This is a genomic window from Duganella sp. 1411 (assembly GCF_017833525.1).
In the GTDB taxonomy this organism is placed as follows: Bacteria; Pseudomonadota; Gammaproteobacteria; order Burkholderiales; family Burkholderiaceae_D; genus Rugamonas.
Window position 1 is genome coordinate 2670230 of sequence record NZ_JAFICD010000001.1, and the last position, 21644, is coordinate 2691873.

Below are 21644 nucleotides of genomic sequence, written 5' to 3' on the forward strand. Positions count from 1 at the left end.
ATTCTGTCGCCGTCATATGCCTCCGTCTGTCAGGCAGCGCACCCTCATCATGGATCGATGAACTCCGCCATGAAGCTGACATTGTCATCTTCGTGGGCGTCGATGACGACGTGTTCGTCGCCTATCATCAACATGGCCGCGAGGTCGTTGGCCCTCACAGATGGGCTAGGCTGTGTCGGCTTGCCCTCGCTGCCGGTGTGTCGTTGCTGCGGTTGTTGCTTGTCATTGTTTTTTGGCTTGCCCTGACGCGGTAGGTCTGCGTTCTTTTTTCTGGTCGACATAAGTTTTCCGTTTAGATGGTAAAAGACGCGTCCCATAGAAGTCGTGACGCACTGCGACAAGAGTAGCCTGCATGGCGGGCGCGCGCCATCGGAGACTGCCTACATTTGGCGTAGGAGGGACGCGGCCCGGATCAGGCGTTTACGCCCCTGCCGCGCCCGCCTCGCCCCGCAATATCGGCCCCGCGCGGATGGGCCCGTCTATTCCCGGTGGCAAAACGGCGCTGTAGTTTGGCTCCACGCGCCAGCGATAAAGCGGGCGCGGCCGGCGCGGTTTTTGAAACCATGATACCTTTTCGGTATCATGAGAAAACTCGATACCCACGCGCTGCAGATGTTTGTCGCGGTCGCCCAGTGCCTCAATTTCCGCCAGGCGGCCGAACGGCTGCACATGACGCAGCCGCCGCTGAGCCGGGCCGTGCGGCAACTGGAGGAGCGGCTGGGCGTCAAACTGTTCGAGCGCGACACCCAGCGCGTGACGCCGACGGCCGCCGCCACCGCCCTGCTGCCGCGCGCGCTGCGCATCCTGGCGCTGCTGGACGAGGCCGAACTGGCGCTGCGCACGCTCAAGCCGGCGCCGCCCCGGCCGCTGCGCCTGGGCCTGACGCGGTCGATGGAGTCTGACCTGTTCCGCGGTTTCACCGAGGCGCTGTCGGCGCAGACCGGCGCCGCGCCCGACATCGTCGTCGACGACTCGCCCCGGCTGGTGGCGCGGTTGCGCGCGCGCCGGCTGGACGCCGCCGTCATCGCCCTGCCCACCAAGACTTTCGACCTGCAAGTGCAGGGTCTGGGCAGCCAGCCGATGCTGGTCGCCCTGCCCAGCCGCCACCCGCTGGCCCGCCGCCGCGCGCTGTCGCTGGCCGACCTGCGCGACCTGCCGGTGTACTGGTTCGAGCGCGCGCGCCAGCCGGCCTACTTCGACCACTGCCACGCGGTGTTCCGCGAGCACGGCTTCGCGCCGGCCTTCCTGCGCGAGCCGGCCGACCATCACGTGCTGCTGAGCGAAATAGCGGCCGGCTACGGCGTCGCGCTGCTGCCGGCGTCGTTCGCCGTCATCGCCCGCGCCGGCGTGGCCTACCGCAAGCTGGCCGAGGGCGAGCGCCTGGCCACCGGGCTGGGCCTGATCGTCGCCGACGAGCATCCCGCCGCCGGCACGCTGCGGCGCCTGGCGGCGGCCACGCTCGGCTGAGCCGCTGCGCGCGCGGCCCGCTTGGGCTACCATAGCGGCTTGGCCGCCGCCCGTCCGGGCCCGGCAACCACTCAATCACGCGAATATCATGACTTTCACCCTCAGCGACACCGCCTACAGCACCGACACCCCAGCAGCCAAGCGCGCCATGTTCGACGACCTGCGCTCGCAACTGACCGGTTTGGTGCACGGCGAGAGCGACTTGATCGCCAACACCGCCAACTTTAGTTCGCTGGTGTTCAACAGCATGCCGGGCCTGAACTGGGCCGGGTTTTATTTCCTCAAGGGCGATGAGCTGGTGCTGGGACCGTTCCAGGGCAAGCCGGCCTGCATCCGCATCAAGAAGGGACGCGGGGTGTGCGGCACCACCGTGGTCGAGGGTAGATCGATTGTCGTGCCGGATGTGCATGCGTTTCCGGGGCATATCGCCTGCGATGTCAATTCGCGCTCGGAGCTGGTGGTGCCGGTGCGCGGCGCCGGTGGCGAGATTGTTGGCGTGTTCGATTTGGACAGCCCGTTGCCGAACCGTTTCGACCAGACCGATGCCGATGGTATCGAGGCGCTGGTGAGGGTGTTGGAGGCGACGCTGGTGGGGGCGTAGGCGGCAATCGTTCAACCCGCAACCCGGCGAACGGGGGTCGTACCCCGTGGGTACGACCCCGGCCTTTTCGGGTTGCGACCCGGCTCAATCCACCAGCCCCAATCCGGCGGCGCGGGCCAGTAACAACGTCTTTTCGCGTTCGTTGCGCGTCAATCCGGCGGCGCGCTCCAGCTCCGCGCGCGCCTCTTCATTGCGTCCCAGCTTGGCCAGGAAATCGCCGCGCACGCTCGGCAGCAGGTGGTAATTCTTCAGCGCCGCCACCTCCAGCAGGCCGTCGACCACCTCCAGCCCCGCCTCCGGCCCGAACGCCATCGATACCGCCACCGCCCGGTTGAGCTCGACCACCGGCGACGGCGCCAGCTGCGACAACGCGTCGTACAGCGCGGCGATCCGGCCCCAGTCGGTCTGCTCCGCCAGCCGCGCGCGCGCGTGGCAGGCGGCGATCGCGGCCTGCACGCCGTACGGCCCCAGCCCCCGGCCGGTGCGCTCGGCGCGCGCCAGCGCCGCCAGCCCGCGCCGTATCAGCAACTGGTCCCAGCGCGACCGGTCCTGTTCCAGCAGCAGGATCGGCTCGCCGCTCGGTCCCACGCGGGCGCGCGCGCGCGACGACTGGATCTCCATCAGCGCCACCAGGCCGTGCACCTCCGGCTCGTCCGGCGCCAGCTCGGCCAGGATGCGTCCCAGCCGCAGCGCCTCGTCGCACAGCGCCGGCCGCATCCAGTCGGCGCCGGCGCTGGCCGAATACCCTTCGTTATAAATCAGATAGACCACCTGCAGCACCGACGCCAGCCGCTCGCCCAGCTCGTGCGCGCGCGGCGCCTCGAACGGCACCTTGGCCTCGGCCAGGGTGCGCTTGGCGCGCACGATGCGCTGTGCCACCGTGGCCTCCGGCACCAGGAAGGCGCGGGCGATCTCCTCGGTGCTGAGGCCGCCCAGCAGCCGCAGCGTCAATGCCACCCGGCCATCGGTCGGCAGCACCGGATGGCAGGCCACGAACACCAGCCGCAGCAAGTCGTCGCCGATGTCGTTTTCCAGCGCGTCGGCCACCGCCGCCTCCAGGTCCGGCGCGGCGTCCTGCAGCATGCCCTCGATCTCGTAGCCGAGCGCCGCTTCCTTTTCCTGGTGCAGCTGGCGCCGCCGCAGCACGTCCAGCGCGCGGTTCTTGGCGACCGTGGTCAGCCACGCGGCCGGCTGCTCGGGCACGCCCGCCTCGGGCCAGCGCTCCAGCGCCAGCACCAGCGCGTCCTGCGCCAGTTCCTCGGCCTGGCCGACGTCGCGCAGCATGCGCGCCAGCACGGCGATGATCTTGGCCGATTCCATCCGCCACACCGCTTCGACGATCCGGCTGACGTCAGAGGCCACGGTTTTTCTTGGCGAGGGCGCCGCGCAGGCCCGCTTCGAGCAGCTCGGCGCGCAGGCGCTCCTCGGCCGCGCGCATCTCGGGCGTGAATTCGCGGTGCTCGAGGCGCTCGCACGCCTCGCGGATTTCCAAGGTCAGGTCGCCCGGGTGCGGATACGGATAACCCTGGGCCCAGCCGATGGCGTCCTCGCGCGAGGCCGCCTGCACCATCCAGTAGCCGGCGATCAGTTCCTTGACCTCGGTGAACGGGCCGTCGACCACGGTGGTTTTGGAATTGGCGAAGTGCACGCGGGCGCCGGTGGCGGTGCCGCGCAGGCCGGAGCCGGCCAGCAGCACGCGCGCGCGCACGCCGGCCTCGTTGGTGTCGTTCATGCGGTCGATCACCTCCGGCGGCGGGATCAAATCGGCCTCCGCCTCCACGTCCGAGCGCAGGAACACGACGTAGCGCGTCAACGCCACGTCGCGCTGCGGCACGTTGCCCAGCACCGTGCCACGCTCGTCGAAGCTGTGGCACTCGCCGGCGCAGCCGGGATCGCGGATTTCATAGACCGCGCCGCTGTCGAACAGCGGCCACCAGCGCACCTGCTCGATGACGTCCTCGCGCGAGGCCGCCTCGACCAGCGTGAAGCCGGCGATCAGCTCCTTGGGCGGGAACGGGCCGGTGCTCTGCGACCAGACGCCGTCGCGGCGCGTCAGGCGCACCGCCTCGGTGCTCGGTCGCAGAAAAACACCGGGCTCCAGCGCCGGCGGCTGCTCGCCACGCTCCGTGCTCTGGTTGGCCCGGCGCAGTACCATGAATTCCATCACTTGCTCCTGATAAAGATTTAGCGTAAAGGTAGCAGCTTCACAGGCGTGCGCGCAAGGATTCTTCCATCGCCTTGACCTCCGGCGTGGCCGCCTCGCCGAAATCCTCCATCTCGAACACCTGGCGGATTTCGATCTCGGACGGGCCGTCGAACGGATTCGGGCAGCGCTTCATCCATTCGATCGCCTCCTCCTTGGACTTGACCTGGATCAGCCAGAAGCCGGCGATCAGCTCCTTGGTCTCCGAAAACGGGCCGTCGATGACGGTGCGCTTGCTGCCCTCGTAGCGGATGCGGGCGCCCTTGGAACTGGGCTGCAGGCCCTCGCCGGCCAGCAGCACGCCGGCGTTGACCAGCTCCTCGTTGAACTTGCCCATCGCCGTCAACAGCTCGGCGCTCGGCATCTTGCCCGCCTCGGAATCCTCGGTGGCTTTCACGATGATCATGAATCTCATGATTGTGGCCCGCATTCCGGTTTCATCGACGCCATCGCCTCTTTCATCTCTTCCGGCGTCATGTCCTTGACGTGGGTGGCCAGCGACCAGTGGTGGCCGAACGGGTCGATGACCTGGCCGTAGCGGTCGCCCCAAAACTGGTTTTCGACCGGCATCTTGACGGTGGCGCCGGCGGCCACCGCCTGCGCGAACACCTGGTCGACGTTCGGCACGTACACATGCAGCGTGACGGGGCTGCCGTTGAGCTTTTTGGGGCCGACGCTGCCATAGTCGGGGAACTCGTCGACCAGCATCACGTTCGAGTCGCCGATGCGCACCATCGCGTGCATGATCTTGCCGTCCGGCGTCTGCATGCGGGCCGCCTCGACGGCGTTGAAGGCGCGTTTATAAAATTCGATGGCGGCAGCAGCGCCGTCGCAGACCAGGTGCGGGGTGACGGTGTGCATGTCCTTGGGGATGGCTTCTACTGGTGCGCTCATGGTGATCTCCTTTGTGTGGGTTGAACCGAGTGAGTCGTCTCACTCTACCTCCACGACGAAGCGGCACAAACAAAATCGACAGCTTTTTTTAAATATTTTTGGATTTTTTAAACCACAGGAAAAAAGTGGTGCTCGCGCCCGGCACGCTGTCCACCCAGATTTTGCCATCATGCAATTCCATGATGGCGCGCACGATGGACAGGCCCAGCCCGGCCGAGTGGGCGTGGTCGGAGCGGGCCGGGTCGGCGCGGTAGTAACGGTCGAAGATATGGGGCAAGTGCTCGGCGGCGATCCCGGGACCGGTGTTGCTGACCGCCAATTCGACGCCGTCGGCCGTCGCCCGCGCCGACAAGCCCACCGCGCCGCCGGCCGGCGTGTGGCGGATCGCGTTCGACAGCAGGTTACCGACGGCGCGCTGCAACAGCACCGGGTCGAGTTCGGCCCGCAGCGGCGGCGCCGCCACCGTCAGCCGCACGCCGACGTCGTCGGCCAGGATCTCGAAATAGTCGTGGATGCGGCGCAACTCGGCCTCCAGGTCGACCGATTCGCGCCGCAGCGCCAGTTGGGCGTTGTCGACGCGCGCCAGGAACAGCGTGTTTTCGATCATGCGCGCCAGGCGCTCGTACTCCTCGGAGTTGGAGACCAGCAAGGCCTGGTACTCCTGCGCCGTGCGCGGGCGCGACAGCGCCACCTGGGTTTCCACCATCAAGGTGTTGACCGGCGTGCGCAGGTCGTGCGCCAGGTCGGCGGCAAAGCCGGACAGGCGCTGCACGCCATCCTCCAGGCGGTCGAGCATGGCGTTGAAGGCCTGGCCCAGCTCGCGCAGCTCGACCGGCGCGTCGTCCACCGACAGGCGCGTGTTCAGGCGGCTGGTGTTGATGTCGTTGGCCTTGCCGATGACCGAGCGCAGCCGGCGCATGCTGTGGCGCACGATCGCGTAGCCGAGCAAGGCCGCCAGGGTCGCGCCCACGCACAGGGCGACGAACAGGTCGACCGCGTAGTTGCGCATGATGCGCAGCCGGTCGGAGCGCTCGCGCGCCAGCGTGATGCGCACCGGCTGGCCGTCCGGGCCCACCAGCCCGTCGGCGCTGACCATGCGGCCGACGCCCACCGCCGGCGTCCAGTCGTGCACGTCGTCCAGGGTCGGCGCGCGCAGCGGCGGCACCCGCTCGACCTGCGGCAGCGGGCGCGACGTCAGCGAGGTGCGCAGCAGCGGCGCGCCGTCGGCGTCGCGCACGCTGAGCATGAAATCGTCGTGGCCGAACAGCGCGTCCGTCAGCGGACGGGGATTTTGCGCGATCGCCGCCGCCGACGGCAGCTCGGCCAGGATGCGGCGGATCTGCGTGACCTTGCCGATCAATTCGATATCGTCGCGCTGGGCCATCTGGCTGGCCAGGGTCTGGTACAGGTAGGCGCCGACGGCCAGGAAGGTCGCCACCGCCACCGCCGACAGCAGCAGCGCCACCCGCAGCGTCAGCGACAGCGGACGGCGCCGGCGCGCGGCCGCCTCGCCCATCAGGCGCGCTCCTCGACCAGGTAGCCGATGCCGCGCACCGTCTGGATCAGCTTGAGCGGATACGGGTCGTCGATCTTGGCGCGCAGCCGGCGGATCGCGACGTCGACCACGTTGGTGTCGGAATCGAAGTTCATGTCCCACACCATCGATGCGATCTGCGGGCGCGACAGCACCTCGCCCTGGCGCTTGGCCAGCAGGTGCAGCAGCGCGAACTCCTTGGCCGTCAGTTCGATGCGGCGGTCCTGGCGCGTCACGCGGCGGCGCGGCACGTCGATCTCCAGGTCGGCCACGCGCACCACGTCGGCCTCGCGCACCGGGCCGCGCCGCATCAGGGTCTTGATGCGCGCCAGCAGCTCGGCAAAGGCGAACGGCTTGACCAGGTAATCGTCGGCGCCCAGCTCCAGCCCCTTGACGCGGTCGGCCACGTCGTCGCGCGCGGTCAGGAACAGCACCGGCGTCTGCTTGCGCTCGCGCAGTTTGGCGAGCACCGCCCAGCCGTCCATTTGCGGCAGCATCACGTCCAGCACGATCAGGTCGTGGTCGTGCGCCAGCGCCTGCGCCAAGCCGTCGGCGCCGTTGCGCGCCAGCTCGGCCGCGTAGCCCGCCTCGCGCAAGCCCTTGATCAGATAGTCGCCCGCTTTGGGCTCGTCTTCCACCACCAGTATTTTCATGATGCCCATTGTCGGATGTTTGACGGCGGATGTGGATTACAAATCCGTCATTTACTGCACATGGCAAGGATACAGCATGCGCACACGGCTCAAGCCCCCGCCAGCGCGACGCCGTCCAGGCCCGGCGTGGCCGCGAACACCGCGGCGATATGGTCGATGAAGACCTCGGCGCGCAGCGGCAACAGGCGCGCCGCCGAATAGACGGCGTTGACCGGCGCCGGTGCGGTGGCATGCTCGGGCAGCACCGTCACCAGCGCGCCGTCGCGCAGCTGCCCGGCCACCATCCACATCGGCAGGTAGCCGATGCCCATGCCGTCCAGCGCGGCGTGGCGCACCGCCACCAGGCTGTTGACGCGCAGGCGTCCGCGCACGGCCACCTCGCCGTCCCTGAACGGCCAGGCGGCGCCGCCGCCCAACAGCGTGTAGAGGATGCACTCGTGCCGTGCCAAATCGGACGGTTGCAGCGGCGCGTCGTGCCGCGCCAGATACGCCGGGCTGGCGACGTACACGCGCTCCGAACTGCCGACACGGCGGGCGCGCAGCGCGCTGTCCTTCAGCGCCCCGCCGCGTATCGCCACGTCGATGCCCTCGGCGACCAGGTCGACATACTCGTCGCCCATGCGCAGCTCCACTTCGATGTCGGGATAGCGCGCCAGGAAGGCCGGCAAGGTGCCGAGGATGGTCTCCGTGCCCAGCGTCGGCGAACAGGCCACGCGCAGCAGGCCGCGCGGGTTGCGCTGCCCCAGCACGTCCGCCTCGGCCTGCGCGATCAGGTCGAGCGCCTGGCGCGCCTGGGCATAGTAGCGCTGCCCCTCGGGCGTGGGCACCAGCTGGCGCGTCGAGCGGTGCAGCAGCAGCGCGCCCAGGTCGGCCTCCAGCGAGGCGATATGCCGGCTGACGTTGGGCTGGCCGATGCCCAGCTCGCGCGCGACGGCGGAAAAGCTGCCCGTCTCGACCACCCGCACGAAACACCGCATCCATAGCAATTTATTCATTCCAAGACTCGCACATGAAGGTTTATGCAATTAAAGCATAAATCATATGCGCCGCGCCTGTCTTATCGCGGCGGCGGTCCGGGCGCACACTGGATTCCGTCGTCTTTTAACGAAATCAATCGCAAAGGAAAACATCATGTCTCAGAAACTCGCAGGAAAAATCGCCGTCGTCACCGGTGGCACCAGCGGCATCGGCCTGGCCGTCGCCAAGCGCTTCGCCAACGAGGGCGCGCACGTCTACGTCACCGGCCGCCGCCAGCCCGAGCTGGACGCGGCGGTGGACGCCATCGGCGCCGCCGCCAGCGGCGTGCGGGTCGACTCGGCCGACCCGGCGCAACTGGCGGCGCTGTTCGAGCGCGTCAAGGCCGAACACGGCCGGGTCGACGTGCTGGTGGCCAACGCCGGCGGCGGCTCGCTGCTGCCGCTGGGCCAGATCACCGAAGCGCACTTCGACGATACCTTCAACCGCAACGTCAAGGGCACCTTGTTCACGGTGCAGGCCGCGCTGCCGCTGCTGGGCGCCGGTGCGTCGGTGATCCTGACCGGCTCGACGGCGGCCAGCGGCGGCACCGAGGCGTTCAGCGTCTACGCCGCGTCGAAGGCGGCGGTGCGCGCCTTCGCCCGCAACTGGATACTCGACCTGAAGGGACGCGGCATCCGCGTCAACACCATCAGCCCCGGCCCGATCCGCACGCCCGGCCTGGTGGAGCTGGCCGGCCCGGACGCCGACAAGCAGCAGGGCCTGCTCGACTTCTTCGCCACGCAGATCCCGATGGGGCGCGTGGGCGAGCCCGACGAGATCGCCAAGGCGGCCGTGTTCCTGGCCTCCGACGACGCCAGTTTCGTCAACGGCATCGAGCTGTTCGTCGACGGCGGCCTGCAGCAGATCTGAGCGGCGGCGGGCCGCGCCTCAGCCCTCGAGCGGCCGCGGCTCGCCCAGCAGGTAGCCCTGCGCGTAGTCGACGCCGATCTCGGCCAGCTTGGCCAGGGTGTCGGCGTCGTTGACGAATTCGGCGATCGTGCGGCGCCCCATGATGTGGCTGATGTCGTTGGTGAAGCGCACCATCTCGAAATCGACCGTGCTGCTGGTCATCATCTGGATGAACGAGCCGTCGATCTTGACGTAGTTGACCGGCAGCTGCTTCAGGTAGGCGAACGAGGCCATGCCGGTGCCGAAGTCGTCCAGCGCGAAGCGGCAGCCCAGCCGCTGCAGCGCCAGCACGAACGACAGCGTGTTCTGCAGGTTGGCGAAGGCGCCGGTCTCGGTGATCTCGAAGCACAGCTTGTCGGCCGGCACCGACATCGCCTCGATGCGGCCGACCGCGTACTGCTTGAAGCCGGGATCGGCCAGCGCGCGCTGCGACAGGTTGATGGTGCACAGCTCGAGCTCGGCGACGTGGCCGGGATGGCCCTCCAGCCACGCCAGGCTGCGGTCGAGCACCCAGCGGTCGACCTCCTGCATGATGTCGTAGCGCTCGGCGGCCGGCAGGAAGCTGGTCGGCCCCACCGGGCCGGCGGCGCCGTCCTTCATGCGCAGCAAGATCTCGTAGTGCAGGCCGCCGCCGCCGGCGCCGAGCGCGCGGATCGGCTGGTGGTACAACTGCAGGTCGTCGTTGCGGAAGGCGTCGCCGAGCCGCTTGAACCAATACATGTCGTTACGCCGCTGCGCCATCTCGGCGCCGCCGCCCAGTTGCAGGAACACCCGGTTGCGCCCGCTCTCCTTGGCGATGTAGCAGGCGTGGTCGGCCTGGCGCAGCGCCTCCTCCATCGTCGTGGTGCTGCCGTCGAGCGGCGTCAGGCCGATGCTCACGCCCAGCCGGAACACCTGGTTCTTGCAGATGTAGCGGAAGTTGCGCGTGGTCTCGAGCAGTTTGTCGGCCACCACCCTGGCCTCCTGCACCGTGCAGTGCTCGACGATGAGCGCGAACTCGTCGCCGCCGATGCGCGCCAGCGTGTCGCGCTCGCGCACGTGGGCGCCGTAGGCCACCGACAGCTGGCGCAGCAGGTCGTCGCCGGCGCCGTGGCCGCAGGTGTCGTTGACGATCTTAAACTGGTCCAGGTCCAGGTACAGCAGCGCGCTGTTGCTGGCGCCGGGCTGGCCGGTGCGGTCGAGCGCGCGCTGCAGCCGGGCGCCGAACTCGCGCCGGTTCACCAGCCCGGTCAGCACGTCGTGGCTGGCCTGGTAGCTCAGGTTCTTGAGCAGCCCGCGCGACTCGGTGACGTCGTTGAGCACCAGCACGGCGCCGCTGCTGCGGTTGTCGGGCAGTTGCAGCGGCGTGGCCGCGTATTCGATCGTATGGCGGCCGCCGCTGCGCGAGTGCAGCACCGCCGGCGCGGCCGACGTCACGGTGCGGTTCTCGCGCATGCAGCGCAGCACCGGGTCGCAGCCCGCCGCCGGGGCCGGCTCGGAGGCCTCGGCCGCCGGCTCCGCCCGCAGCCGCAGCACCTCGTCGAGCGGCACGCCGAACGCCTGCCGCTCGCTCCAGCCGGTGAGCCGTTCGGCGGCCGTGTTCATGCTGTCGACGCGGCCGTCGAGGCCGGTGGTGATGACGCCGTTGCTGATCGCGCGCAAGGTCACCTCGGCGCGCTCCTTCTCGGCCCGCAGCGATTCCTGCGCGCGCTTCAAGTCATCGATGTCGTTGGCCACCGCGACGGCCAGCCGGTGCTGGTCGCCGTCGGCCAGCACCGGCGTGGCGCCGATGCGGAAATAGCGCGGCGCCGCGCCCGGCCGGTGGAACACCAGTTCGCGCGCCGGCACCGGCTCGCCCGTGATGATGGCCTGCGCCAGCGGAAACTCATGCGCCAGCAGGCGCCGGCCGTCCGGGTCGCGCAGGTCGACGCGGACGTAGTCGTGGTAGGTGGCCAGCTCGTCGAGCGGGGCGCCGAAGATGCGCCGGGCCTTGCGGTTTTGGTACAGCATTTTGCCCGACGGCACCTGCGCCACGAACACGCCGGACGGCATCTGGTCGATGATGGCGCGAAAGCGCAGGCGCATCAGTTGCAGCTCGTTGAGCAGGCGCTCGCGTTCCTCGGCCAGCAGGCGCATATCGTGGATGTCGACGCACACGCCGCTCAGCTCGCTTTGACCCTCGGCCGGGCGGGTCCAGTCGGCGCGCACGAAGAACCAGCGGCAGCTGCCGTCCTGGCGGCACAGCCGCAGCTCCAGCGCCAGCGGCTGCGCCGGCACGGCCGTCAGCGTGGCGCGCAGCCTGGCGCACACGGCCGGCACGTCGCGCCGATCGACCAGCGCGCGCCAGTCGCTGGCGTCGGGCGCGGCGCCGTTGCCGTCGTAGCCGAGCAATTGCTTGAGCGCGGGCGACAACGCCAGCCGGCGGCCGGCGACGTCCCATTTCCACGTGCCGGCGTTGGCGGCGGTCATGATGCGGCGGTTCTCCTCCTTTTCGTCCAGGCATTGTTCGAGCAGCTTGTGCCGCGTCAAGTCCATCGTCACCTTGGAAAAGCCGACCAGTTGGCCGTGCTCGTCGCGCAGCCCCGTCAGCGCGATGTGCGCCCAGAACAGGCTGCCGTCTTTTTTGCGGCGCCAGGTTTCCTCGCTGTAGAAGCCGTGCTTGGCGGCCTCGCCCAGATTGTGGTCGGCCCAGCCGCGCGCCCGGTCCTCCTCGCGGTACAGCAGCGACAGGTGCTGGCCGACCACCTCGTCGGCGCGGTAGCCCTTCATGACCTGGGCCGCGCGGTTCCAGCTGGTGATGACGCCGCGCGGGTCCATCAGGAAGATCGCGCATTCCTTGATCTCCTCGACCATCAGGCAGAACATCTCGGCGGCCTGGTGCGGCAGCGGTATCGATGGTTTGAAAGACGGCGGCATGGCTGGTCAACCGGATCGTGCGGCGCGACAAAATAAAGCCTATTTTGCCGGATTTTCGCCGCGCCGTTTGGCCGCGTTTCTACCGTATCACCCTTTTTTGACGGGGCAATACGGTAGCGTCGACCGCCCTCCCGCTCAGCGCGCCGACGCCAGCCTGCGCAGCACCGCGATCAAGCGGTCGATCTCGTCGAAGGTGTTGTAGAAAGCCAACGATGGCCGCACCGTCGTCTCCACGCCGAAGCGGCGCAGGATGGGCTGGGCGCAATGGTGGCCGGTGCGCACGGCGATGCCCTCGTCGTTGAGCGCGTGGCCGACCTCTTCCGTCGTGTAGCCGGCCAGCACGAACGACATCACGCTGGCCTTGTCGGCGGCGGTGCCGATCAGGCGCACGCCCCGGATCGCGCCCAGCTCGCGCATGCCGTACACCAGCAGGTCGTGCTCGTAGCGGGCGATGTTCTCGATGCCGACGCGCGTCACGTAATCGATCGCCGCGCCCAGGCCGACGGCGTCGGCGATGTTGCCGGTGCCCGCCTCGAACTTGTTGGGGATCGGCTGGAACACGGTTTTCTCGAACGTCACGTCGGCGATCATATTGCCGCCGCCCTGCCACGGCGGCATGTCCTCGAGCACCTCGCGCTTGCCCCACAAGACGCCGATGCCGGTCGGGCCGAACAGCTTGTGGCCGGAGAAGACGAAGAAGTCGGCGCCGATGTCCTGCACGTCGATGCGCATGTGCGAGACCGATTGGGCGCCGTCGACCAGGGTGCGGGCGCCGGCGCGCTTGGCGAGCTCGACGATTTCCTTGACCGGCGTGACGGTGCCCAGCGCGTTCGACACCTGGGTGACGGCGACGATTTTGGTGCGCTCGTTGAGCAGCTTGCGGTACTCGTCGAGCAGTACCTGGCCGGAGTCGTCGACCGGGATCACGCGCAGCTTGGCGCCCTTGGCGGCGGCCAGCTGCTGCCACGGCACGATGTTGGCGTGGTGCTCCAGCTGAGAGACGATGATCTCGTCGCCCTCGCCCACGTGCTGCCCGCCCCAGCTCTTGGCCACCAGGTTGATCGCCTCGGTGGTGCCGCGCACGAAAATGACCTCGTTGACGTCGGGCGCGTTGAGGAAGCGCCGCACGCGCTCGCGCGCGCCCTCGTAGGCGTCGGTCGCGCGCGCGGCCAGCTCGTGCGCCGCGCGGTGGATGTTGGAGTTCTCGTGCGCGTAGAAATACGCGATGCGGTCGATCACCGACTGCGGCTTGTGGGTGGTGGCGGCGTTGTCGAACCACACCAGCTGGCGGCCGTTGACCTTCTCTTGCAGGATGGGAAAGTCGCGCCGCACCGCGTGCACGTCGAACGGCGGATGGCGGTCGCCGCCGGCCAGCGGCACGGTGCCGTGCGGCGCCGGCTTGGCCGGGGTCACGTAGCCGCCTGGCAGCACCACCGCATCGACGAAATAATACTGCGGTGCCGACGGCGCGGCAGGCGCGGACGCGCCCGGCAAGCCGGTGGCGGCGGGCGCCAGCGACGGCTGGGCCACCAGCGGTGGCGCCGGCCACGATGCATCCTGTGGCGGCCGCTGCGGCGCGGGCGCGGCGGCGCCGGCCGGCTGGCCGTAGCGCTCGCCCAGGAAGTAGTACGACGACGCCTCGGCCGGCGGCTGCGCGCCGGCGGCCGCTTGCGGCACGCCGAGCACGGCGCCGCCGTTGCGCGGCTCGTAGGCGGACATCGCGCCGAACGCCTTGTCGGGCACGCCGTTGCCGGCCTGCGCGGCCGGCAGCAGCGCCGGCGCGCGGTTACCCAGCGACAGCACCTGGGTCGGCGACGCCGGGATCAGGTTGGTGCCGGGAATCTGGCCTTGCGGGATCGGCGTGCCGGGCACGCTGGGACCGAAGCCGGCCGGGCTGACCAGGGGCGAACCGGGCGGCGCGATGTTGGCCGGCGCCTGCACGCCCGGCACGCCGAGCTGGCGCGCGAACGGCGGCGCCGTGAAGAACTCGTTGGCCAGGCGCGCCAGCGCGGCCGGATCGAACGGCGCGCCCGACGGTTCGGGTGCGGGAACGCCGGCGGCGCGCCGCCGGCAGGGAGATGGGGGGCGAAAGAAGGCTCACGGCGCGGGCTTATTTGTAGGTGTCCGGATAGTCGTGGTACTTGCCGATCTCGACGTCGTCGAGCACGGCCAGCGCGTCGGAGGTCAGCACCGCCAGCGAGCAGTACAGCGAGATCAGGTACGACGAGATCGCATGGTTGTTGATCCCCATGAAGCGCACCGACAGCCCCGGGCTCTGCTCGCCCGGCAGGCCCGGCTGGAACAGCCCGACCACGCCCTGGCGCTTGTCGCCCACGCGCAGCAGCAGGATCTTGCTCTTGCCGTCGGCCACCGGCACCTTGTCCGACGGGATCAGCGGGATGCCGCGCCACGTGATGAACTGCGAGCCGAACAGGCTGATGGTGGGCGGCGGCGTACCGCGCCGGGTCGCCTCGCGGCCGAAGGCGGCGATCGCCAGCGGATGGGTCAGGAAGAAGGCCGGCTCCTTCCACACCTTGGTCAGCAGCTCGTCGAGGTCGTCCGGCGTCGGCGCGCCCGTCAGCGGGAAGATGCGCTGCTCGTCGCTCACCTGGGCCAGCAGGCCGTAGTCGGGATTGTTGATCAGCTCGCTTTCCTGGTTTTCCTTGATGGTCTCGATGGTCAGGCGCAGCTGTTCCTTGATCTGGTCGTGCGGGCTGCTGTACAGGTCGGACACGCGGGTGTGCACGTCGAGCACGGTCGAGACGGCGTTGAGGAAGTACTCGCGCGGATTCTCCTCGTAGTCGACATAGGTGCGCGGCAGCTGGTTCTCCTCCTGGCGCGCGGTGCAGGTGACCTTGATCGCCTCCGGATTCTTGACCTTGTTAAGGCGATAGATGCCCGCCTCGACCGGCACCCATTGCAGCAGGTGCGTCAGCCAGCGCGGGCTGATGGTCTCGAGTTGCGGAACGGTTTTTGTCGCGTTCGCTAATTGCCGTGCTGCGTTATCGCCCAGCGCCGTGGTACCGCCTACAGTTGCCGACATCGTGACTCCATTTCAGTAAGGTGAAAAAAAAAGGTTATGCGCTTGCGATGCCGTTGGCGAAGGCGCCCACGCGCGATTCGGCCTGGGCGATGCGTCCGCCCGGCGGCACGTCGTGCGTCAGCCAGACGTTGCCGCCGATGATGGCGCCCTTGCCGATCGTGATCAGCCCGAGCACCGTGGCGCCGGCGTAGATGACGACGTCGTCCTCGACCACCGGGTGGCGCGGCAAGCCCTTTTGCAGGTTGCCGTCGGCGTCCGTCGGGAAGCGCTTGGCGCCCAGCGTGACGGCCTGGTACAAGCGCACCCGGGCGCCGATGACGGCCGTCTCGCCGATCACCACGCCGGTGCCGTGGTCGATGAAGAAGCCGGCGCCGATGCGCGCGCCGGGATGGATGTCGATGCCGGTGGCGCCGTGCGCCAGTTCCGCGACGATGCGCGCCAGCAGCGTCAACCCCAGCGTGTAGAGCTGGTGCGCGATGCGGTAGTGGATCATCGCCAGCACGCCCGGGTAGCACAGCAGCACCTCGTCGACGCTGCGCGCGGCCGGGTCGCCCTGGTAGGCGGCCATGACGTCGCTGTCGAGCAGCGAGCGGATCGCCGGCAGCGCGGCGGCGAAGGCGCGCACCGCGGCCAGCGCGTCGTGGTCGATGTCGTTATCGACGCTGTGGTCGGCGGCCAGTCCGCGCAGGCCGGCGTTGTATTTCAACTCGCGCCGCACCTGCTTGAGCAGCGCGTGCAGCGCGCCGTCGAGCGCGTGGGCGACGTGGAAGTCCTCGCTTTCCTGGCGCAGGTCGGGCGGCCCCAGCCGCATCGGGAACAGCACGCCCTTGAGGCTGTCGATGATGGCCGCCAACGCGTTGCGCGACGGGAATTCCCGCCCGCCCGGCTCGCTGGCGCGGCTTTGCTCTTGGCGCCAGCGGTGGCGCGCGTCGTGCAGCGATTGCACGATGGTGGTGATGTCGAAGGTGGCCATGCCGTCAGTCCTGCAGCCACGGCAGGCCGTGGAAGCGCCAGCCGTCGGCCTTGCCGCGCTGTTGGCGCTCGTCGAGCTCGCCCTCGAAGCCTTCGAGCACGTTGAAGACGTTGCCCAGGCCGGCCTTGGCGGCCGCCTCGGCGGCCAGCGCCGAACGCTTGCCGCTGCGGCACAGCAGCAGGACCGGCGTGTCCTTGCCGCCGATTTTGCTTTCCAGCTCGCGCGCGAAACGCGGGTTGCGCGTCAGCGCGGTGCCGGTGGCCCAGGCCACGTGCAGGCTGTCGGGCACGTGGCCGACGAACTTGCGCTCCTCGCCGGTGCGCACGTCGACCAGCAGCACGTCGCCGGCGGAAAACAGTTGCCAGGCGACGGCCGGAGGCACGCCGCCGGCATACGGCAATTGGGACGCGGCCGCTTCGGCCTTGATCGATGCCAGCACGGGAGGCAGTGCCGGCGAGGGGACGTCAACTGACATAAAGAGACCTTATGGTGGCTTGAATGGCGGGAACTTGCGGACCGGTTGATGGCGATGGACATCAACGGCTTGCGGAATGAAATATACGTTTAGCTGAAGTGAAACAAAACGAATAAAAACAACTTCGCAAAGACGAAAACCGTCTATGCGACGGAAAGGATGACCTACACGGTCGACAGTTGGTCAGCGAGGGGAATGCGGAACCGGGGATGGAGGACGCCGCCGGAGCCGGCGGCGTCCTGTGCTGCAAAGGCCGCTAGGCGACCATCAAACCGCCGACGGCACGGCCTGGCGCCGGCGCAGCGCCGCGATGCCGGCCAGGCCGGCGCCGAACATCAGGTAGGCCGACGGTTCCGGCACGCTGGAGACGACCACCGTCGCCGGCCCGTATCCGACCGCGATATCGTTCAGGGCCGAATTCAAAAACAGCACGTCTCCAAAGTTGAGCACGGTGGTGCCGGCGCCGACGACGTTGAAGCTGAAATGCGCCAGGCTGCCGCCGCCGCTGGCGCCCGGCACCGCGCCGAGCAGCGAGGCGAAGGCGAACGAGATGGTGCCGGCGGCGTTGTCGACGGCGCCGCCGTCGGCAAAGACAGGCCCGGCAGCCGACAGGAAGCCGCCGGCGCCGTAGCCGCTGGCCTGCAACACGGCCGGATCGAACGACAGCGAGAACTGGTAGGCGTACAGGTCGGCGATGTCGGCCACGCGCACGTCCAGTTCCAGCGTGGCGCCGGGCTTGACCGGATCGGGCGTGGCGACGATCGACAGCGCCGGCGCGGCCAGCGCCGCCGACGCCGTGCCGGCCGCCAGCAGCACGGCGGCGGCCAGGCGCCGCGCCAGCGCCAGCGTGGCGTTGGAGTTGTTTCGGTATCGCTTATTCAAATTCAGCATGATGAGGTTCTCTCGGTTGGGGGTTATTGGCACACGCTGCCGGCGGGCAGGCCGCGCGATACGAGGGCGACGTCGCGCACGTCGACCACCTTGTCGCCGTTGACGTCGGCGCGCGCGTTAAAGCCGCCCTGGCCGCCGCGCTGGCCCAGCGCCGCCTTGGCCAGGGCCAGGTCGGCGCAGCCGACGCTGCCGTCGCCGTCGATGTCGCCGGCCAGGGCCGGCGCGGTGATCGTGAAGTCCGCGTCCGAGATGTCGAAGAACACGTTGCCGATCGCCTCGACCTTGACGCGCGCCTTGGTGGTCGCCAGCGCCGGCACGGTGACGGCGCGGCTGCCGGTGTTGGGCGCGCTGGCGGCGAGCACGATCGGATACGTCAGGCCGCCGTCGGTCGACAGGCTGATCTTGACGTTGGCCGTGCCCACCGGCGCGGCGCTGGTGTTGGCCACGTTCCAGGTCACGGTCTGGGTGCTGGCGCCGGCCCAGGTGACGGCCGTGTTGGGCGCCGTCACCAGGAACGGGCCGGCGCCGGCGGCCAGCAGCAGGCGCGTGGCGGCGCCGCCGACGCCGCCCCGGCCGTCGCGCGCGGTGAGCCTGAAGTTCAGCGCGGCCGGGCCGGCGTTGCCGCCGAAGCCGACATAGGCGGCCGTCGGCAGGAACTCGGCGTAGCACTCGGTGTTGGCCACCGTCGGCGCGCTCGTCACCGGGCAGGCGCCGCTGGCGGCGTTGGTGTTGTTGGCGATGATTTGCGCCAGGTCCGGGAACACCCGGGTCGGGTCGGTGCCGGTGTGGTTCTCGCCGGCCGAGTTGTACTCGATGCTGTCATCCTCGCTGACGGCGGCGCGCACGCCGAACTGGCGGAACAGCGGGCCGTCGACCTTGTTGTTGCTGATCAGGCCGGTGCCGTTGGCGCTGCCGCGGTCGTTCTGCTCCCACAGGTAGGTCAGCGCGTCGCCGTCGGCGTCGGTGGCCGTCCCGGTCAGCGCGAACGGCGTGCGCAGCGGGATGGTGTAGGCCGGCGCCACCGTCACCACGGGCGCGCTGTTGCCGCTGGCGGCGACGGCGCCGCCGCGGCGGGTCGGCCCGCCGGCGGCGATCTCGCCGATGTAGCCGCCGCAGCCGCCGCTGCAATTGACCAGCTCGAGCGGGGCGACGTTGGTGCCGGCCAGCGCGCCGCCGAACGTCAACGTGAAGGCGTTGTCGCTGACGGCGCTGGCGGTGACGGTGGCGCCGGACGGCCAGCCGGGGATGGCCTGCACGGCGGCGCGGATGCCGGCGGCCGTGTAGTTGGTGCCGCGCACGATGGCCGGCGAGGTGGCGCCGTTGTAGCGCAGCTGGAACTGGCGGCCGTTGGCGCTGAAGCCGGTCAGCGCGGCCACCTGCACCTCGTTGATATTGTTCTCGCCCGAGGAGGTGTAGGCGACGATCTCGTCGAAGCTGCGCTGCGACCAGTAGGCGTCGCTGTGCGGCTGCAGGTTGTCGCTGCCGCAGATGCCGGCGTAGGCCATGATCGACGAGCCGCTGCCCGGCTCGACCGAGGTTTCATCGTTGCGGTTGCCGCCCGAGCAGCTGCCCGTCACGCCGTTGAAGGTGTGGTTGCCGGCGAACTGGTGGCCCATCTCATGGGCCACGTAGTCGACCGCGAAGACGTCGCCGACCGGCGTCGGCACGCCGGTGCAGCCCTGCGCCTTGGCGCCGGTGCCGACCACGCCCAGGCTGGCCACGCCGCCGCCGTCGAGGCCGAAGGCAATGTGGCCGACGTCGAAGTTGCCGGCGCCGGCCAGCAGGCCGGTGACGATGCGGTTGCGGGTCAGCGTGGCGCCGCCGCAGCCGGCCGCCTGGCTGGTGGTGAAGCAGGCGGCGCCGCCGCAGGGGCCGTTGGCGCCGGTCATCTGGGCCGGCGTGTCGAGGTTGAGCGCGTCGGTGGCGTTGATCAGCACCAGCCGGATCGCCGTCTCGTCCTCGTACACCTGGGTGACGCGGTTGATCAAGGTGACCTTGGCGGCGGTGACGTTGGCCGGGCCGCCGAAGTAGCTGGCGTAGGACGGGTCGGTGACCAGCGCCAGCCGGTAGGTGCGCAGCTGCTCGCCGCTGGCGGCGGCCGGCTCGGCGGCGTCGTCGACGACCACGTAGTTGACGCTCGAGGTGGCGCGGCCGTCGCTGGCGCTGACCTCGTAGGCGCCGGTGTTGCCCGACGGGTCGGCCTTGAGCGAGGCGCGCACCACGCCCTCGGCGTCGGCCGTCACCACCACGCTCTGGCGCGCGGCGCCGTCGGCGGCGCGCACCGCCACGCTCACGCTGGCGCCCGGCGCGAAGCCGGCCCCGCGCACCTCGAGCGCGTCGGCGGCGTGGTAGAAGCCGCGCGGCAGCGCCAGCCGCGGCTCGCTCAGCGGCGCCTCGCGCAGCGGGCCGTGGACGTTGGGCAGGTCGCGCCGGTGGTAGCTGCGGTAGACGCTGTCGTCAAGCGCGGCCTGCGGATCGACGTACCACGCGCCGTTGGGCGAGCGCACCGACGCGTGCAGGCCGAGCGGGGTGATGTCCATGCGCAGGCTCGCGCCCGGGTCGTCGATGCCCTTGCCGGCGAAGGTTTTGATCTCGGGGTGCTTGGCCGCCAGGCCCGGCTCCATCACCGACGAATCGACGATGGCGAAGCGCTGGTAGCCGCCGTCCGGGTGCGGCAGCGAGATGATCAGCGGCGTGGCGGCGGCGCTGGCGCTGCGCTCGCGCGGCGCGCCGGCGGCCAGCGCCTGGATGCCGGCGCGGTTCAGTTTGGCCGCGTGGTAGCGCCGCGGCGCCGGCGTCGGCACGCGGCCGTCGGTGCGGGATGCCGCCGCGGCGGCGGTGGCGGCGTTGCGGTCGGCGGCCACGATCGGCGTCGCCGACAGGCTCTGCCAAAAGTCGCCGGTCGGCTGCACGGCCGGCGCGCCCTGGGCGGCGGCGGCGCCGCACAGGCTCCAGCCTAGCGCCAGGGACAACAACAGCAAGCGGGGTTTGAGACGGGGATGCTGGGGGGAAGTGGCCGGACGTTTCATGTGCGCGATACCCTTGTATGGTGGGAGAGATCACCAGCCGGCTGATACCGGCCGAACAAGATAGTTGCTGGGCGCCACCATTATCAAGTAGGCATGCAAAAATCTTAATTTAGTATCGAGCAATTATTTTAATTTAACAAGTTTTTTCTCCTCCGGTGCGCTCCGCCCCTGCGGCCGGCGTCACATGGCGTCCAGCGCCGCCACGGTGGCGGCGTCGAGGCGCAGCGCGCCGGCGGCGACGTTGTCGCGCAGATGCGCCACCGACGAGGTGCCGGGGATGACCAGCATGTTCGGCGCGCGCTGCAACAGCCACGCCAACGCGACCTGCATCGGCTGCGCGCCGAGGGCGGCGGCCACGCCGTTCAGCACATCGGACTGCAGCGGCGAGAAGCCGCCCAGCGGGAAGAACGGCACGTAAGCGATGCCCTGCGCCGCCAGCGCGTCGATCAGCGCGTCGTCGCCGCGATGGGCCAGGTTGTAATGGTTCTGCACGCAGACGATAGGGGCGATCGCCTGCGCCTCGGCCACTTGGCGCGCGCTGACGTTGCTCACGCCGATATGGCGGATCAGCCCCTCCTGCTTCAGGCGCAGCATCACCGCGATCGCCTCGCCGATCGGCGTATCGTCCGGGCCCTGCAGGCCCGGGGCGCGGTAGTTGACCACGTCGAGCGCCTCCAGTCCCAGGTTGCGCAGGTTGTCGTGGACGGCCTCGCGCAGTTGTTGGGCCGACGCCGCCGGCAGCCACGACTGGTCGGCGCCGCGCACGAAGCCGATCTTGGTGGTGATGGTCAGGCCGTCGCGGTAAGGGTGCAGCGCCTCGCGGATGATCTGGTTGGTCACGTGCGGGCCGTAAAAATCGGCGGTGTCGATGTGGTTGACGCCCAGCTCGATCGCCTCGCGCAGCACGGCCACGGCGGCGGCGCGGTCCTTCGGCGGCCCCCACACGTGCGGCCCGGCCAGCTGCATCGCACCGTAACCGACGCGGTTGAAAACGATGCCGCTGCCGGCGGGGGTGAACTGGTCGCTCGATGGGGAATAAGTGTTCATGTGTTGCTCCTGT

The 21644-nt window shown here is 69.5% G+C and carries 19 protein-coding genes; 3 read left to right on the forward strand and 16 right to left on the reverse strand.

The genetic code is table 11. The features are described 5' to 3' along the window. Window positions 1-47: 47 nt before the first annotated feature. Window positions 48-281 carry a hypothetical protein gene (locus tag JOD97_RS11170; RefSeq protein WP_209716598.1) on the reverse strand — a complete coding sequence of 78 codons (234 nt, stop codon included), beginning with the start codon at window positions 279-281 and terminating at the stop codon, window positions 48-50. A 301-nt stretch (window positions 282-582) separates the two neighbouring features. Between JOD97_RS11170 and JOD97_RS11175 the strand changes: the two genes are divergently transcribed. Together JOD97_RS11175 and JOD97_RS11180 are read left to right on the forward strand one after the other, a co-directional pair. Continuing rightward, entirely contained in the window at window positions 583-1467 is an 885-nt protein-coding gene (locus JOD97_RS11175) for a LysR substrate-binding domain-containing protein (protein WP_209716600.1), read from the forward strand. An 88-nt stretch (window positions 1468-1555) separates the two neighbouring features. After that, on the forward strand, window positions 1556-2068 hold the full coding sequence (locus JOD97_RS11180; RefSeq protein ID WP_209716602.1) for a GAF domain-containing protein: 513 nt from the start codon (window positions 1556-1558) through the stop codon (window positions 2066-2068). A gap of 84 nt (window positions 2069-2152) precedes the next feature. On the opposite strand, the gene JOD97_RS11185 is transcribed toward JOD97_RS11180, so the two are convergent. The 7 genes from JOD97_RS11185 to JOD97_RS11215 all read right to left on the reverse strand — a co-directional run bounded on the left by JOD97_RS11185 (window position 2153) and on the right by JOD97_RS11215 (window position 8347). After that, window positions 2153-3388 carry an RNA polymerase sigma factor gene (locus JOD97_RS11185; protein ID WP_209717480.1) on the reverse strand — a complete coding sequence of 412 codons (1236 nt, stop codon included), beginning with the start codon at window positions 3386-3388 and terminating at the stop codon, window positions 2153-2155. A gap of 31 nt (window positions 3389-3419) precedes the next feature. Then, complete coding sequence (locus JOD97_RS11190) at window positions 3420-4232, reverse strand: YciI family protein (RefSeq protein ID WP_209716604.1); 813 nt, start codon at window positions 4230-4232, stop codon at window positions 3420-3422. 40 nt (window positions 4233-4272) lie between these two features. Beyond that, the gene (locus JOD97_RS11195) at window positions 4273-4686 is read right to left on the reverse strand and encodes a YciI family protein (protein ID WP_209716605.1); all 414 of its coding nucleotides are present in this window, start codon (window positions 4684-4686) and stop codon (window positions 4273-4275) included. After that, the gene (locus tag JOD97_RS11200; protein WP_209716607.1) at window positions 4683-5165 is read right to left on the reverse strand and encodes a VOC family protein; all 483 of its coding nucleotides are present in this window, start codon (window positions 5163-5165) and stop codon (window positions 4683-4685) included. Before JOD97_RS11200 ends, JOD97_RS11195 begins: the two co-directional genes overlap by 4 nt. Window positions 5166-5253: 88 nt before the next feature. Next, the gene (locus JOD97_RS11205) at window positions 5254-6681 is read right to left on the reverse strand and encodes a heavy metal sensor histidine kinase (protein WP_209716610.1); all 1428 of its coding nucleotides are present in this window, start codon (window positions 6679-6681) and stop codon (window positions 5254-5256) included. Beyond that, complete coding sequence (locus tag JOD97_RS11210; RefSeq protein ID WP_209717483.1) at window positions 6681-7352, reverse strand: heavy metal response regulator transcription factor; 672 nt, start codon at window positions 7350-7352, stop codon at window positions 6681-6683. Before JOD97_RS11210 ends, JOD97_RS11205 begins: the two co-directional genes overlap by 1 nt. Before the next feature lie 89 nt (window positions 7353-7441). Further along, entirely contained in the window at window positions 7442-8347 is a 906-nt protein-coding gene (locus JOD97_RS11215; protein WP_209716613.1) for a LysR family transcriptional regulator, read from the reverse strand. A gap of 136 nt (window positions 8348-8483) precedes the next feature. Between JOD97_RS11215 and JOD97_RS11220 the strand changes: the two genes are divergently transcribed. Beyond that, window positions 8484-9239: an SDR family NAD(P)-dependent oxidoreductase gene (locus JOD97_RS11220; protein WP_209716616.1), complete on the forward strand. Its 756-nt coding sequence runs from the start codon at window positions 8484-8486 to the stop codon at window positions 9237-9239. Window positions 9240-9257: 18 nt separating this feature from the next. Here JOD97_RS11220 and JOD97_RS11225 read toward each other — a convergent pair whose 3' ends face one another. The 8 genes from JOD97_RS11225 to JOD97_RS11260 all read right to left on the reverse strand — a co-directional run bounded on the left by JOD97_RS11225 (window position 9258) and on the right by JOD97_RS11260 (window position 21631). Further along, window positions 9258-12173, reverse strand: a complete 2916-nt coding sequence (locus tag JOD97_RS11225) for an EAL domain-containing protein (protein ID WP_209716619.1) — start codon at window positions 12171-12173, stop codon at window positions 9258-9260. Between the two features lie 135 nt (window positions 12174-12308). Next, entirely contained in the window at window positions 12309-14171 is a 1863-nt protein-coding gene (locus JOD97_RS11230; protein WP_373999834.1) for a family 2A encapsulin nanocompartment cargo protein cysteine desulfurase, read from the reverse strand. Between the two features lie 112 nt (window positions 14172-14283). Beyond that, window positions 14284-15216, reverse strand: a complete 933-nt coding sequence (locus tag JOD97_RS11235) for a family 2A encapsulin nanocompartment shell protein (RefSeq protein WP_209716622.1) — start codon at window positions 15214-15216, stop codon at window positions 14284-14286. Window positions 15217-15250: 34 nt separating this feature from the next. After that, a complete protein-coding gene (epsC, locus tag JOD97_RS11240; RefSeq protein ID WP_209716625.1) occupies window positions 15251-16189 on the reverse strand; it encodes a serine O-acetyltransferase EpsC in 939 nt (312 codons plus the stop codon). A 4-nt stretch (window positions 16190-16193) separates the two neighbouring features. Beyond that, complete coding sequence (locus JOD97_RS11245; RefSeq protein WP_209716628.1) at window positions 16194-16664, reverse strand: rhodanese-like domain-containing protein; 471 nt, start codon at window positions 16662-16664, stop codon at window positions 16194-16196. A gap of 267 nt (window positions 16665-16931) precedes the next feature. Next, window positions 16932-17555 carry a cohesin domain-containing protein gene (locus JOD97_RS11250; RefSeq protein ID WP_209716630.1) on the reverse strand — a complete coding sequence of 208 codons (624 nt, stop codon included), beginning with the start codon at window positions 17553-17555 and terminating at the stop codon, window positions 16932-16934. Window positions 17556-17578: 23 nt separating this feature from the next. Further along, window positions 17579-20536 (reverse strand): M12 family metallo-peptidase, encoded by a 2958-nt coding sequence (locus JOD97_RS11255; protein ID WP_229264272.1) that lies wholly within the window; start codon window positions 20534-20536, stop codon window positions 17579-17581. Between the two features lie 228 nt (window positions 20537-20764). Next, entirely contained in the window at window positions 20765-21631 is an 867-nt protein-coding gene (locus JOD97_RS11260; RefSeq protein ID WP_209716636.1) for an oxidoreductase, read from the reverse strand. Between the last annotated feature and the right edge of the window lie 13 nt (window positions 21632-21644).

Excerpts from the sequence above, each read along its gene's own strand:
- JOD97_RS11170 (WP_209716598.1), bottom strand. The coding sequence starts at position 281 with ATGTCGACCAGAAAAAAGAACGCAGACCTACCGCGTCAGGGCAAGCCA.
- JOD97_RS11175 (WP_209716600.1), top strand. The coding sequence starts at position 583 with ATGAGAAAACTCGATACCCACGCGCTGCAGATGTTTGTCGCGGTCGCC.
- JOD97_RS11180 (WP_209716602.1), top strand. The coding sequence starts at position 1,556 with ATGACTTTCACCCTCAGCGACACCGCCTACAGCACCGACACCCCAGCA.
- JOD97_RS11185 (WP_209717480.1), bottom strand. The coding sequence starts at position 3,388 with ATGGAATCGGCCAAGATCATCGCCGTGCTGGCGCGCATGCTGCGCGAC.
- JOD97_RS11190 (WP_209716604.1), bottom strand. The coding sequence starts at position 4,232 with ATGGAATTCATGGTACTGCGCCGGGCCAACCAGAGCACGGAGCGTGGC.
- JOD97_RS11195 (WP_209716605.1), bottom strand. The coding sequence starts at position 4,686 with ATGAGATTCATGATCATCGTGAAAGCCACCGAGGATTCCGAGGCGGGC.
- JOD97_RS11200 (WP_209716607.1), bottom strand. The coding sequence starts at position 5,165 with ATGAGCGCACCAGTAGAAGCCATCCCCAAGGACATGCACACCGTCACC.
- JOD97_RS11205 (WP_209716610.1), bottom strand. The coding sequence starts at position 6,681 with ATGGGCGAGGCGGCCGCGCGCCGGCGCCGTCCGCTGTCGCTGACGCTG.
- JOD97_RS11210 (WP_209717483.1), bottom strand. The coding sequence starts at position 7,352 with ATGAAAATACTGGTGGTGGAAGACGAGCCCAAAGCGGGCGACTATCTG.
- JOD97_RS11215 (WP_209716613.1), bottom strand. The coding sequence starts at position 8,347 with ATGAATAAATTGCTATGGATGCGGTGTTTCGTGCGGGTGGTCGAGACG.
- JOD97_RS11220 (WP_209716616.1), top strand. The coding sequence starts at position 8,484 with ATGTCTCAGAAACTCGCAGGAAAAATCGCCGTCGTCACCGGTGGCACC.
- JOD97_RS11225 (WP_209716619.1), bottom strand. The coding sequence starts at position 12,173 with ATGCCGCCGTCTTTCAAACCATCGATACCGCTGCCGCACCAGGCCGCC.
- JOD97_RS11235 (WP_209716622.1), bottom strand. The coding sequence starts at position 15,216 with ATGTCGGCAACTGTAGGCGGTACCACGGCGCTGGGCGATAACGCAGCA.
- epsC (WP_209716625.1), bottom strand. The coding sequence starts at position 16,189 with ATGGCCACCTTCGACATCACCACCATCGTGCAATCGCTGCACGACGCG.
- JOD97_RS11245 (WP_209716628.1), bottom strand. The coding sequence starts at position 16,664 with ATGTCAGTTGACGTCCCCTCGCCGGCACTGCCTCCCGTGCTGGCATCG.
- JOD97_RS11250 (WP_209716630.1), bottom strand. The coding sequence starts at position 17,555 with ATGCTGAATTTGAATAAGCGATACCGAAACAACTCCAACGCCACGCTG.
- JOD97_RS11260 (WP_209716636.1), bottom strand. The coding sequence starts at position 21,631 with ATGAACACTTATTCCCCATCGAGCGACCAGTTCACCCCCGCCGGCAGC.